The 12223-nt window shown below is 70.9% G+C and carries 11 protein-coding genes; 9 read left to right on the top strand and 2 right to left on the bottom strand.

From position 1 onward, the window contains the following. Nucleotides 1-60: 60 nt before the first annotated feature. Nucleotides 61-726 carry a serine protease gene (locus D7X30_RS36475; RefSeq protein ID WP_120567593.1) on the bottom strand — a complete coding sequence of 222 codons (666 nt, stop codon included), beginning with the start codon at nucleotides 724-726 and terminating at the stop codon, nucleotides 61-63. 352 nt (nucleotides 727-1078) lie between these two features. Here D7X30_RS36475 and D7X30_RS36470 point away from each other — a divergent pair, with 352 nt between their 5' ends. From D7X30_RS36470 to D7X30_RS36440, 7 genes are all read left to right on the top strand, one after another. Next, nucleotides 1079-4729, top strand: a complete 3651-nt coding sequence (locus D7X30_RS36470; protein ID WP_120567592.1) for a serine/threonine-protein kinase — start codon at nucleotides 1079-1081, stop codon at nucleotides 4727-4729. Nucleotides 4730-4756: 27 nt separating this feature from the next. Beyond that, nucleotides 4757-5437, top strand: a complete 681-nt coding sequence (locus D7X30_RS36465) for a 2-hydroxychromene-2-carboxylate isomerase (protein ID WP_120567591.1) — start codon at nucleotides 4757-4759, stop codon at nucleotides 5435-5437. Further along, the gene (locus tag D7X30_RS36460) at nucleotides 5434-6084 is read left to right on the top strand and encodes a hypothetical protein (protein ID WP_120567590.1); all 651 of its coding nucleotides are present in this window, start codon (nucleotides 5434-5436) and stop codon (nucleotides 6082-6084) included. Before D7X30_RS36465 ends, D7X30_RS36460 begins: the two co-directional genes overlap by 4 nt. A 74-nt stretch (nucleotides 6085-6158) precedes the next feature. Then, entirely contained in the window at nucleotides 6159-7355 is a 1197-nt protein-coding gene (locus D7X30_RS36455) for an acetyl-CoA C-acetyltransferase (RefSeq protein ID WP_120567589.1), read from the top strand. 57 nt (nucleotides 7356-7412) lie between these two features. Beyond that, the gene (locus tag D7X30_RS36450; protein ID WP_014399195.1) at nucleotides 7413-7628 is read left to right on the top strand and encodes a hypothetical protein; all 216 of its coding nucleotides are present in this window, start codon (nucleotides 7413-7415) and stop codon (nucleotides 7626-7628) included. 188 nt (nucleotides 7629-7816) lie between these two features. Beyond that, nucleotides 7817-8014 (top strand): hypothetical protein, encoded by a 198-nt coding sequence (locus D7X30_RS36445; RefSeq protein WP_120567588.1) that lies wholly within the window; start codon nucleotides 7817-7819, stop codon nucleotides 8012-8014. Nucleotides 8015-8145: 131 nt separating this feature from the next. After that, nucleotides 8146-8877 (top strand): rhomboid family intramembrane serine protease, encoded by a 732-nt coding sequence (locus tag D7X30_RS36440; protein ID WP_120567587.1) that lies wholly within the window; start codon nucleotides 8146-8148, stop codon nucleotides 8875-8877. Between the two features lie 23 nt (nucleotides 8878-8900). On the opposite strand, the gene D7X30_RS36435 is transcribed toward D7X30_RS36440, so the two are convergent. After that, the gene (locus D7X30_RS36435; protein ID WP_120567586.1) at nucleotides 8901-10541 is read right to left on the bottom strand and encodes a sigma-54-dependent Fis family transcriptional regulator; all 1641 of its coding nucleotides are present in this window, start codon (nucleotides 10539-10541) and stop codon (nucleotides 8901-8903) included. Nucleotides 10542-10686: 145 nt separating this feature from the next. On the opposite strand from D7X30_RS36435, the gene D7X30_RS36430 reads away from it, so the two are divergent. Next, nucleotides 10687-11562, top strand: coding sequence for a dioxygenase (locus D7X30_RS36430; protein ID WP_120567585.1), 876 nt, complete (start codon nucleotides 10687-10689; stop codon nucleotides 11560-11562). Between the two features lie 34 nt (nucleotides 11563-11596). Beyond that, nucleotides 11597-12223 (top strand): YceI family protein, encoded by a 627-nt coding sequence (locus tag D7X30_RS36425; RefSeq protein WP_120567584.1) that lies wholly within the window; start codon nucleotides 11597-11599, stop codon nucleotides 12221-12223.

Here is a 12223-nt window from a genome sequence, read left to right as displayed (position 1 = left end):
CGCACGCCGCCTGCCTGGCCGTCCAGGTACGGGAAGGGCGATGTGCGCCGTCCCGCCGCGTCAGCGCGGTGCGGAAGGCGGACGCTGAGCCAGCGGCTGCGTGTCCTCCCGCGACAGGCGTTGGACCTCCGGTGCCACGTCCCCGGTGGGCGCGGCGATGCTGCACCGCGCGCCGCCATGCACCAGGCCCACCACGCGCAGCTGCTCGTCCACCAGCGGCGCGCCGGAGTCCCCCGGCACGCCGTGCATCGTGGTGAAGAGCGCGTTGGGAACGTCCGGCAGCGACGGGCAGCGGCCCCAGCGCTCCACCATCACCCGTTGCGGATCGCCGGGCCGGTCGTGGCGTCCGGTGAAGACGAGCATCGCGCCGGGGATGGGCAGCCCTTCGGCCACCTCCAGCGGCGCCACCGGCGCCTTCGCCTCCAGCTCCAGCACCGCCATGTCCCGGCCGCGATCCACGAACACGTAGCGGCCATTCAGCTGCCGGCCGTCCTCGAAGTTCGTCCGCTCCTCGCCCGCGTCCCGTGCGACGCAGTGGGCCGCGGTGAGGACGTGGCGGCCCTGGCCCACCACCACGCCCGCGCAGTGTCCGTCGCCCAGCGTCACCGTCGCGGCTTCGGCCTTCTGCAGCCCTTCGGTTCCGCCAGGGCCGGACTGGCCGCAGGCCATCCAGGCGGTCACGGCCGCGAGTGCCACCGTGGCGCCGCTCCACTTCCATGCACGCATGCCGCTTCCCCCTCCTCCCCCGGGCGACGGGCCCAGGGGTTCGAAGGAACGGTGTGCATGCGTGCGGGTGTGTCGTGGGAGCGGGTGTGGAAGTGGCTCCCCAGCAGGCGTCCGGGCGCAATGCCCTGTCTTCTTCCAGCAAGGCGGTGAAATAGAGAATGGCAGCAGAGCGTGCACCTGCTCGGATGTCCCGGAGGCGGTGTCACTGAAACGTGCTATTCCTCGCTACGTCTGGATTCTGGAATCCAGACCCTGGCCCCGGAAGCGGCCAGCCCTTTGGCTCGTGAGCGACGACGAGAAGACAACGGTATTGGATGAACGCACCCGCCCTCCGAGCACCTGGGGGGAGCGGATGCGTACGCCCATCACGTTGCCGGGCTCGGGCATCGGAGAGCGGCGCTCGCTGATTCCCGGCGTCATCGTCACCGGGCGCTACCGCGTGGAGTCGCTGCTGGGCGAAGGCGGCATGGGCCGCATCTGGCTGGCGGACGACCTGCAGGAGCGCCGGCGCGTGGCGCTCAAGGAGATGCACGTCCCCTCGGAGCTGTCCGCGGCGAAGGTGGAGGAGCTGGTGCTGCTGTTCCGGCACGAGTTCTTCGCCATGAAGAAGCTCCAGCACCCGTCCACGCTCAAGGTCTTCGACTGGGGCATGACGGAGGCCGGCAACCGCTTCATCACCATGGAGGTGGTGGGCGGCAATGACCTGAGCACGCTGGTGCGGGACGCGCCGCTGGACACGCGCACGCTGTATCGCGTGTTGATCCAGATGGCGCAGGTGTTGGCGTTCATCCACTCGCGCCTGTACGTGCACTGCGACATCAAGGCCAGCAACGTGCGCATCACCGAGTCCGGCGCGGTGAAGCTGATGGACTTCGGCGTGATGCACCAGCTGGGCACGCCCAGCCCCGGCAAGCTGAAGGGCACGCTGGAGTACCTGGCGCCGGAGTGGCAGCGCGGCGCGAGCATCGACGGGCGCGCGGACCTGTACTCGCTGGGCGTGATGGCCTGGTACCTGGCCACCCGCAAGCTGCCCTTCAAGCGCAATAGCCCCGCGGTGCTGCTCGCGGACCACCTGACGCGTCCGCCGCCGCGCCCCTCCACGCTCTGCCCGGTGGATCCGCAGCTGGAGGAGATCATCCTCCTCTTGATGGCGAAGGACCCGCGCGAGCGCTTCCAGGACGCGGGCGAGCTCTTGGAGGCGCTCTGCCACGCCAGCGGCGAGCCCGTCCCCGAGGAGCCGCTGTCCGCGCGCGCCAGCTACCTGCACGTGCCGGAGGTGGTGGGGCGCGAGGCGGAGCTGGAAGGGCTGATGAACGGCCTGGCGGAGGCGGACTGGGGCCAGTCGCGCGCGATGCTGGTGGGCGGCCCCGCGGGCGTGGGCAAGACGCGGCTGCTCCAGGAGTTCGAGCTCCAGGCGAAGCTGGCGGAGCTGCCCTTCGGCCGGGGCCAGTGCCGCGCGGAGGGGCTGTCCCCGCTGGCGCCGGTGGCGCAGGCCCTGCGCTGCCTGGTGCCGCAGACGCCCTCGGACTTGATGGAGCGGGTGAAGGCCCCGCTCGCGCGCCTCTTGTCGCCGGAGGTGCTGGAGGGCGACCAGGACGATCAGCTGCCGCGCGACGGCTCCGAGGAGAAGGCCGCCTTCTTCGAGGCGCTGACGGAGTGGACCCACACGCTCGGCGGGCGGCAGTCCTTCGTGCTGTGCTTCGAGGACCTGCAGTGGGCGGACAGCGCGTCGCTGGAGGCGCTCAACGTCCTCATCCGCGCGCTGCACGGCACGCGCGGCGTGGTGGTGGGCACGTTCCGCTCGCAGGAGCTGTCGCGCCTGAGCCTCGCGTTCCAGACGGTGGACGAGAAGCTCACGTCCCGCATGGACCTGGAGCCCCTGTCCGCCGAGCACGTGGCCAAGCTGGTGGGGCTGGTGCTGCCGGGATTGGACGTGCCGGAGGGCTTCGTGCAGCGGCTGCACGAGACGACCGGAGGCAACGCCTTCTTCGCCACGGAATGCCTGCGCATGCTGGTGGAGGCGGGCGCGCTGCGGCGCGTGGGCGGACGGTGGGAGGCGGAAGACGGACTGGGCACGCGACGGCTCCCCGCGAGCATCCAGGAGGCGGTGCTGGTGCGTCTGGCCAGCGCGCCGCCGGAGCAGGTGTCTCTGCTGCGCAAGCTGGCGCCCGCGGGCCGGATGCTGGACCTGCCGCTCTTGCGCGCGCTGTCCGGCCTGCCTGAGGCGGAGCTGTTCGCCGTGCTGGACGGCATCGTGGAGCGGCAGTTCCTCCAGGATGTCGAAGGCCGCTACGTCTTCACGCACGACACCGTGCACCAGGCCGTCTACGACAGCACGCCGGAGGCGGAGCGCCGGGCGTACCACGGTCAGGTGGCGCGGGTGCTCCAGGCGCTGCCCGCGGGGCGCTCGGGTGTGGTGCGCGCGGTGGGCTGGCACTTCGCGCGCTCGGACGCGCCCGCGGAGGCCATCCAGTCGCTGCTGGAGGCAGGCCATGCCGCCATCGAGGCGGAGGCGCTGCTGGAGGCCACGCTGCTCTTGAAGGAAGCGGCGGGGCTCCTGGAGTCCGCGCCGGACTTCCCGGGCCGCTCGGAGCAGCTCTTGCGCACGTGGGTGTCGCTGGTGGAGGTGGGCTACTCAAGTGATCCGCCGACGTCGGTGGCGTACGCGGAGCGGCTCTTCGCGCACTGGGCGGCCACGGTGGACGTGGAGGCTGGACGGCGCGAGGCGCTCTCCCGGCTGGAGTCCGCGCGCGTGGCCACGCCCGCGGAGCGCGAGGAGCTGCTCATCCCGCTCTTCCGCGAGGTGTCGGCGGACGGGCGGATGACGCCGGTGGACGTCTTCTGGAAGCGCTCCGAGCTGCAAATCCTCCAGGGCATGGCGCTGGCCATCCTGGGGCGCACGGATGAGCTGGAGGCGCTCATCGAGGGCGTGGCCGCCGAGCACCCTGAGGACTCGCCGTACCGGGCGGGGCTGTCCGTGGCGCGCTCGACGCTGTGCGCGTACACCGGCCACTGGGCGGGCGGGGTGGCCGAGCAGCGCAAGCAGGTGCAGCGGCTGCGCGAGTTCCGCGACGCGGTGGGGCGTCCGCCCCGGCGGCTGGCGTGGGCGCTGGGCATGGGCGGCTACCTGCTCAACGTGAACCTGGCCCTGCGCGGCGAGCCGCTGGACGAAGCGCTGCTGAAGGACGGGCTGCACCTGGCGGAAGCGCAGGGCTTCACCGACGTGCGCGCCTACCACCTCTTCGCGCAGGTGGCGCGCGCGGCCTTCACCGGCGACGGCGCCGCGTTCGCGTCCGCGCTCGCGCAGAAGACGGAGCTCGTGCGGCGGCTGGGCAGCCCCCGGTTGATGGAGCGCAACCTGGCCCTCTTCACGCCGCCGTACTACCTGGAGCGCGGCGAGCACGAGCTCGTCGCCGCGGTGGTGTCGCGCGGCGAGGCGCTCTCGCGCGTGCTGCCCGGGGACCGCTGGCTGCGCGCGCACGTGCAGGTGTACCAGGCGTGCCGCGACGTGCTCTTCGAGGACGCGGCCGCCGCGCGCGAGTCGCTGCCCCGCGCCCTGGAGTCCGCGCGGAAGGGCGGCCTGCGCATGGAGACGCTGGTGCGCGTGTACCAGTCGCGCTTCGAGCGGGAACAGGGCCGGCTGCCCGCCGCGCTCGCCGCCGCCGAGGCCGCGCTGGAGCGCGCCCTGGACCCGCGCTTCGCCAACCCCTGGGACGAAATCCTGGCCCGCCGCGCCCTGGCGCCGCTGGTGTCCCAGGAGGAGGGGGACGCGCACCTGCGCCACGCGCGCCTGCTGGCGGAGTCCACCGGCAACGTGCTCCAGATGGGCCTCGTGTACATGCAGCACGCGGAGCGGCACGGCACGCCGGGAGAGGCGATGCGGGAGCTGGAGATCGCCGAGCGGGCCTTCACCACCGCCCGGGCCACGCATCTGCAACAGCTTGCCCAGTCGCTGCGCGGCCCGCTGTCGCGCCAGCACGAGGACGTGAAGCAGAGCGCCTGACGGCCGGGTCGTGCTTAGGATGGGCCCATGGCCCCCCCCTCCCCCCTGCGCTTCTGCCTGGACTACCTGTCCCCGTACGCCTACCTCGCCTGGCTGCGCATGCCCGCCATCGCGGAGCGTCACGGCCGGGTGCTGGAGCCCGTGCCGGTGCTGCTCGCGGGGCTGCTCAATGCCGTGGGCTCCATTGGCCCGGCGGAGATTCCCGCCAAGCGCGTCTACGTCTTCAAGCAGACGTTCCGCATCGCGCACGAGCAGGGCGCGCCGTTCACCCTGCCGCCCTCGCACCCGTTCAACCCGCTGTTGTCCCTGCGCGTGACGGCGGCGGTGGACGACGTGGCGGAGCGCACGCGGCTCACCACCGCGCTCTACTCGGCCGCGTGGGGCCAGGGCCGGGGCATCGAGACGCCGGAGCAGGTGGGCGCGGTGCTGACGGACGCGGGCTTCGACGCGCGGGCGCTGCTCGAGCGGGCCCAGCTGCCGGAGGTGAAGGACCGCCTGCGCAAGAACACGGAGGCCGCGCTCGCCCAGGGCGCCTTCGGCGTGCCGTCAGTGCTGGTGGACGACGAGATGTTCTGGGGCGTGGACTCGCTGGGCCACCTGGAGCGCTTCCTGGAGGGCCGCGACCCGCTCACCCCCGCGGACCTGGCGAAGTGGCAGCACCTGCCCGCCACCGCGGACCGGCGCCAGGGCGGAAAGCCCCGCCCGTGAACGTGCTCGGGCAACTGGGAGTGGCCGTCGCCGGGCTGGTGCTGGCCGGCGTGCTCCTGTTCCTCAACTTCTGGCGCGCGCTGCTCTACCTCTTCCCCCACACCGTCCGGGTGGAGCCGGAGGCCCCCGCGGACCAGATGGACCTGCCGGAGTCCTTGAGCCCCCTGGCGGGACAGCTCCAGGCGCTGGGCTTCACGCCCCTGGGCAGCCACGAGGAGAAGCCGCTCCTCCAGCAGGCCACCCGCTCCTACGACTGGGCGCACCCGGGCGAGCGCGTCTTCGCCACCCTCCACGAGGGCAGCGACCTGTTGCCCCGGCTCTACCTGCTCACCCCCCTGGCTTCCGGGGGCTTCGTGGTGACGGCCAGCTACCGCCGCCCCGCGCTGGACGTGCCCGGCTACCGCTCCGGGTCGTTGGAGGACGCAGCACCGGAGCGCCTGTTGCGCGCGCATGTGCGACGACTCGAGGGGTTGGAACCGGCGGGGCCGGAGGGCTTCACCTGGGAGGGGCGGGTCCAGGCGGCCAGGGCCTGGTACCTGGGCCTGGGGCGCAAGGAAATCCGCCGCCAGAACCTCCAGGGCCTGTTGTGGACGGCCATCGCGCTTGCCATCGTCGCCAGCGCCTTCCTGGGACGGCGCGCGGGCTGACGGCCCCCTGGACGCTATTCCGCGTCACGTCGTGCGTGCACCGCGCGCCCCGGAAGAGTAGGGAGACGAGCACCATGAAGAGCGTGTCCAAGAACGAGGAAATCTACTTCCTGTCCGGCAAGCGCACCCCGTTCGGTACCTACGGCGGCAGCCTCAAGGACCTGAGCGCCACCGACCTGGCCGTGGAGTCCGCGAAGGCGGCCCTGGCCCAGGCGGGCGTCTCCCCGGAGCAGATTGAGCATGTGGTCTACGGCAACGTCGTCCAGACGAGCTCGGACGCCATCTACCTGCCGCGCCACGTGGGCTTGCGCACGGGCGTGCCGGTGCCGGTGCCCGCGCTGGGCGTCAACCGGCTGTGCGGCTCCGGCTTCCAGGCCTTCGTCACGGCCGCGGAGATGATGCTGACGGGCGGCGCGGAGGCCGTCCTCGCGGGCGGCACGGAGTCCATGAGCCAGGCGCCCCACGTCATCCGCGGCGCGCGCTGGGGCATCCCCCTGGGCAAGGGCGGCCTGGAGGACATGCTCTGGACGGCGCTCACGGACAGCTACACCGGCCAGCCCATGGCGCTCACCGCCGAGCAGCTGGCGGTGGACTACGGCCTCACGCAGGACGACGTGGACCAGTACGCGGTGCTCACCCAGAAGCGCTTCGCCGCGGCGCAGGAGGCGGGCCGGCTGGCGGATGAAATCGCGCCGGTGACGCTCAAGGGCAAGAAGGGCGACACGGTGGTTTCGAAGGACGAGCACAACCGTCCGGAGACCACGGTGGAGGGGCTGCGCAAGCTGCCCAAGGTGTTCAAGAAGGACGGCGTGGTGCACGCGGGCGCGGCCAGCGGCATCTGCGACGGCGCGGGCTCCATGGTCATGGCCACGCGCAGCTTCGTGGAGAAGCACGGCCTCAAGCCCGTGGCGCGGCTCGTCAACTGGGGCATCGCCGGCTGCGACCCGCGCATCATGGGCATTGGCCCGGCGCCGGCCATCCGCAACCTGCTGAAGCGCGCGGACGCGAAGCTGACGGACGTGGACCTCTTCGAGGTCAACGAGGCCTTCGCGCCCCAGTACCTGGCGGTGGAGAAGGACCTGGGCCTGCCACGCGACGCCACCAACGTCAACGGCGGCGCCATCGCCGTGGGCCACCCGCTGGGCGCCTCCGGGGCCCGCATCACCATGACGCTGGCGTACGAGCTGAAGCGCCGGGGCGCCCGCTATGGTATCGGGTCCGCCTGCATCGGTGGCGGCCAGGGCATCGCCGTACTGGTCGAGGCGCTGTAGGCGCGCGCCGTGGCGACGGGGTACGGGGCAGACGACATCCGGACGGGACGTGGTGAGATGAGCAACGAGGTGGACGCGAAGACGGCCCGCGAGCGGGCGAAGGCCATCGCCGAGCAGCGCCGGGCCGAGCGCCGCAACCGCAAGCGCCGCTGCGTGGTGTGCGGTGTGGAGGAGAGCGACAAGACGCCCCTGACGGCCCACCCGGAGGGCATCGGTCCCGCCTGCAAGGATGAAGTCACCTGTCAGGCCCGGCGCGCCGCCGCCGGTCGCTGAACAAGCCGGGGGCATGCGCCCACCCCCTCCGCCGCACTGTCGGCGGGTGGACGATGGGCGGGCCCCGCTCCCAGGTGGACTCCCCAAGGGGCGGGAGGCGGCTCCCGGGCCGGATTGTCGGGCCCGTTTCTTGATGGCGCCCCCGACTCGGGGTAAACATTTGTAATCTCTGGTGACACGAGGGTGGAATGGCCGTTATCAGCTTCACGGGAGTCAAGGTGTTCTCCACCACGCTCGCGCGCGATCGCGAGAACATGGGTGAGAACATCACCAAGTGGCTGAAGGAGAACTCCGCCGTGGAGATCGTGGACAAGATCGTCACGCAGTCCTCGGACAAGGAGTTTCACTGTCTGACCATCACGCTCTTCTACCGCCACAAGGCGTAAGCCCCGGCAGGTACAGCGAAGGCGTGGGATGCGAGGGCGCTTCTCCCTGGTGACACCAGGGCGGGGCGCCCTTCATCGTTTCTGGATTTGGGGTTGCGGACCGGGCGGGCTTCCACCACCTTTGGGCCTCTATGCGACCCATGCGGGGCTTCAATCGAGGCGGCGGCGGTTTCGGCGACATGTTCCCGAGCCTGGATTCGATGGCCGCCAAACTGGCGATAGCGTTCGTGGGCATCTCCGCCCTGTTCCTGGCGACGTCGCGAGGGCAGGGGGCGTTGCTGCTGCTCAACCCGGCGGACGTGATTCTGCGCTTCCGCGTCTGGGAGCTGGTCACCTACGCCTTCGTGGCCACGGGCCCGCTGGGCATCCTCTTCGGCGGCCTCATCATCTGGTCCATCGGTGGCTTCCTGGAGTCCACCTGGGGCGGCAAGCGGCTGTTGCTGGTGGCGGTGGGCATCCCGGTGGTGGCGGGCCTCATCACCACGGCGCTGGCCCTGGTGATGCCCATGAGCGTCTACGCGGGCGGCTCCGTGATGACGGCGGTGATGTGGGTGGCCTACGGGCTCGTCATCGGCAAGGGGCAGACGAACTTCTGGGGCATCCCGCTGACGGGCAACTGGTTCGCGGCCATTGGCGCGGGCTTCACGGTGCTGAACATGCTGACCGCGGGCTCCTGGCGCGCGGTGGCGCCGGAGATTTTCGGCCTGGTGCTGGTGTTCGTGTACGTGCGCGGCGCGAGCCCCAAGCGGCTGATGCTCCAGTTGCAGCACTGGCGCCTGCAGCGGCAGCTGCGCGACCGCTCCAAGCACCTGCGCGTGGTGGACCGCAACCGCCCGCCGGACCGCGACCAGTACCTCAACTGACGGCACGGACGGCCGCGCGCCTTTTAGTGCGCGGCCTCCGGGTGGCCGTACTGCTTGAGCTTCCGGTAGAGCGTGGCCACGCCGATGTCCAACTGCTCCGCGGTGCGTGAGCGGTTGCCGCCGTTCTGCGCCAGCACCGCGAGGATGTACTCCTTCTCCATGTCCTCCAGCCGGCGCGGGTTGCCGGTGGGGACCAGGCTGGGTGGCGCGGCGCGCACCTCTTCCGGCAAATCGTCGCGCTCCAGGCGCGGGCCTTCGCACAGCGCCACCGCGCGCTCGACGGCGTTGCCCAGCTCGCGCACGTTGCCCGGCCAGGGGTAGCGCAGCAGTTGATCCGCCGCGTCCGGGGACAGGCCATTCACGCGGCGGCCCAGCCTCTCACCGGTCTCCGCCAGCAGCAGCCGCGCCAGGGGGAGGATGTCCTCGCGGCGCTCGCGCAGGGGCGGGATGCGCAGCTCGATGACGCGCAGGCGGTAGAAGAGGTCCTGGCGGAAGCGGCTCAGGCGGACCTCCTCGGACAGCTCGCGGTTGGTGGCCGCCACCACGCGCACGTCCACCTTGCGGCTGGTGTTCTCTCCCACGCGGCGCACCTCGCGCTCCTGGAGGGCGCGCAGCAGCTTCGCCTGCATGGCGGGGGGAACTTCGCCCACTTCATCCAGGAAGAGGGTGCCGCCGTGCGCCGCCTCGAAGAGGCCGGGCCGGTCGTGCGTGGCGCCGGTGAAGGCGCCCTTCGCGTGGCCGAACAGCTCGCTCTCCAGGAGGCTCTCCGTCACCGCGGCGCAGTTCACGGCGATGAAGGCCTTGTGCGAGCGGCCGGACTCGTCGTGGATGAGCCGGGCGATGCGCTCCTTGCCCACGCCGCTCTCGCCGGTGACGAGCACCGTGGTGTCCACCTTGGCGGACCTGCGCGCCAGGTTGAGCACGCGCTGCATGGCCTCCGAGCGGGCCACCATGCCGGTGGGGTCCTCCGTCACGCCGGACACGCGCGCCAGCGACTGGCGCTTCGCGCGCAGCTTGCGCTCCGCCTGCCGCAGCGCCTCCGTCACCTGTCCGAGCACGCCCTCCATGCACTGCGTTTCATAGAAGCGCAGGAACTCCGTGCACTCGGTGCTCCACTCCGCCTCCGGGCGGCCCACGATGTGGCAGAACGCGTCGCCCTTGCCCACGCACTTGAGCTCCGCGCAGTAGATGGGCTTGCCGTTGCAGTAGCTCAGGTAGCCGGACGCGAAGCCGGTGAGGCTCCAGCACACGGGCTCCTCCGCCTGGCCCAGGTGGAGCAGGTGCTGCTCGGCCTCATAGGAGTCGCTCCACTGCGCTTCCGCGAAGGGCTCCGGGCCGTCCTGGGCCGTGCGCTCGATGCGCTCCACGCGCACCTGGCCCATCAGCGTGTGCAGCCGACCGCCCGAGCGGCGCCACTCCGCTTCATCCTTCCACGGCACCGCGGTCTTCATCGCCTCCGCCGTGCGCCAGCCGTGCGCGTAGCCCAGCCGCGTGAAGATGCCGCGCGCGGCTGTCATCCCCAGCATCCCGATGAGCTCCTTGCGCAAGAGCCCCAGCGTCACCGGGTCCATCAACAGCGCCCGCTGCCCGGCGAAGCGGATGACTCCGCCCTTCGGCTCGAACGCCAGGAGCTCCTTCAAGTCCAAACCTTCCAGACCCGTCACGACGTCTCTCCCAGGTGTCTCAGTCTGAGGTGCTTCTCTATCAATCTGAGAGTCGTTTCACAGTGCTGGAATGAGATGTCGAGCAATTATCAGTGGTTGCCACGTCCGCTGCGTTGGTCCTGGGGTTGCAGTACAAGCCGCCACGATGCCAACCGGGGTGGACAGACGCGAGGTGCTGCAGGGTGTGGCGGCCGCCGGGGTGGCGGGAGTGATGGGGCCCGGTCCCTCGGTCGCCCGGCAGGTGGCGCCGGCGCTGTTCGTGTCGCACGGCTCGCCCATGACGGCGCTGGACGCGGACGAATATCCCCAGGCGCTCAAGCGCTTTGGTGACGGCGTGGGCGCGGTGAAGGCGCTGGTGGTGGTGTCGGCGCACTGGGAGACGGACGCGCGCGTGCATGTCACTGCGATGGCCGCTCCGCCGCTCGTCTACGACTTCTACGGCTTCCCGGAGGAGATGTACCGGCTGCGTTACGCGCCGCCCGGCGCTCCTTCGCTGGCGCAAGACGTGGTGGCGCGGCTGTCCTCCGCGGGTGTGCCCGCGGTGGCGGACGGCGAGCGCGGTCTGGACCACGGCGTCTGGGTGCCCCTGCGGCATGCGTTCCCGGAGGCGCGCGTGCCCGTGTTGCAGGTGGCGCTGCCGGCGGACGCGACGCCCGCGCAGGTGGCGCGCATGGGCGAGGCGCTGCGTCCTTTGCGCTCGGAGGGCGTGCTGCTCATGGGCAGCGGCGGGGTGGTGCACAACCTGCGCCGGGTGAATTTCAGATCCAAGCTGGCGTCCGTCGAACCATGGGCCGCCGAGTTCGACGCGTGGGTCGCCGGAAAACTTGCCGCACGTGACTTCCTTGGGCTTCAGTCATGGATGGATGCACCGAATGCGCGGGTCGCGCATCCATCTGCCGAGCATTGGTTGCCCATTTATTTCGTCCTCGGAGCCGCCCTCCCCGAGGACCGCATCACCCCGGTGTTCGAGGGCTTCCATCACGGAACCTTGTCCATGCGCAGCTTCGCGCTGCGCGCCTGAACCTCGCAGTCCGCAACCTCAAGGAGTTCACACCATGAAGATGTCGCTCAAGTCCGCCATCACGCTGCTCGCCGTCGCCGCCCCGTCGTTTGCCTTCGCGTCCGCGTGGGAGATCGACTCGTCGCACTCCAGCGCGCAGTTCGCCGTGAAGCACATGATGGTGTCCAACGTGCGTGGCACGTTCAGCAACGTGAAGGGCAACGTCAACCTGGATGACAAGGACATCACCAAGTCCACCATCGAGGCGACCCTCGACGCGACCACCATCAACACCAACGAGCCCAAGCGCGACGAGCACCTGAAGAGCCCGGACTTCTTCGACACGGCGAAGTTCCCCACCATCACCTTCAAGTCCACGAAGGTGGCGAAGGCCGGCAAGGACAAGCTGAACGTCACGGGCGACCTGACGATGCACGGCGTGACCAAGCCGGTGACGCTGGCCGTGGAAGGCCCGACGGCGGAGACGAAGGACGCGTGGGGCAACGTGCGCCGTGGCGCCGTGGCGACCACGAAGATCAAGCGCAGCGACTTCGGCCTGACCTGGAACAAGGCGCTGGAGGCCGGCGGCGTGGCGGTGGGTGACGAGGTGACCATCACCCTGGACCTGGAGACCACGAAGAAGCCGGACGCGGCGGCCCCGACGGCCACCGACAAGAAGTAG

It is taken from the genome of Corallococcus sp. AB011P, assembly GCF_003611605.1.
GTDB lineage: Bacteria > Myxococcota > Myxococcia > Myxococcales > Myxococcaceae > Corallococcus > Corallococcus coralloides.
The sequence above is the reverse complement of the archived record's forward strand: the minus strand, read 5'-3'. Positions and strand labels throughout refer to the sequence as shown.

Excerpts from the sequence above, each read along its gene's own strand:
- D7X30_RS36475 (WP_120567593.1), bottom strand. The coding sequence starts at position 726 with ATGCGTGCATGGAAGTGGAGCGGCGCCACGGTGGCACTCGCGGCCGTG.
- D7X30_RS36470 (WP_120567592.1), top strand. The coding sequence starts at position 1,079 with ATGCGTACGCCCATCACGTTGCCGGGCTCGGGCATCGGAGAGCGGCGC.
- D7X30_RS36465 (WP_120567591.1), top strand. The coding sequence starts at position 4,757 with ATGGCCCCCCCCTCCCCCCTGCGCTTCTGCCTGGACTACCTGTCCCCG.
- D7X30_RS36455 (WP_120567589.1), top strand. The coding sequence starts at position 6,159 with ATGAAGAGCGTGTCCAAGAACGAGGAAATCTACTTCCTGTCCGGCAAG.
- D7X30_RS36450 (WP_014399195.1), top strand. The coding sequence starts at position 7,413 with ATGAGCAACGAGGTGGACGCGAAGACGGCCCGCGAGCGGGCGAAGGCC.
- D7X30_RS36445 (WP_120567588.1), top strand. The coding sequence starts at position 7,817 with ATGGCCGTTATCAGCTTCACGGGAGTCAAGGTGTTCTCCACCACGCTC.
- D7X30_RS36440 (WP_120567587.1), top strand. The coding sequence starts at position 8,146 with ATGCGACCCATGCGGGGCTTCAATCGAGGCGGCGGCGGTTTCGGCGAC.
- D7X30_RS36430 (WP_120567585.1), top strand. The coding sequence starts at position 10,687 with ATGCCAACCGGGGTGGACAGACGCGAGGTGCTGCAGGGTGTGGCGGCC.
- D7X30_RS36425 (WP_120567584.1), top strand. The coding sequence starts at position 11,597 with ATGAAGATGTCGCTCAAGTCCGCCATCACGCTGCTCGCCGTCGCCGCC.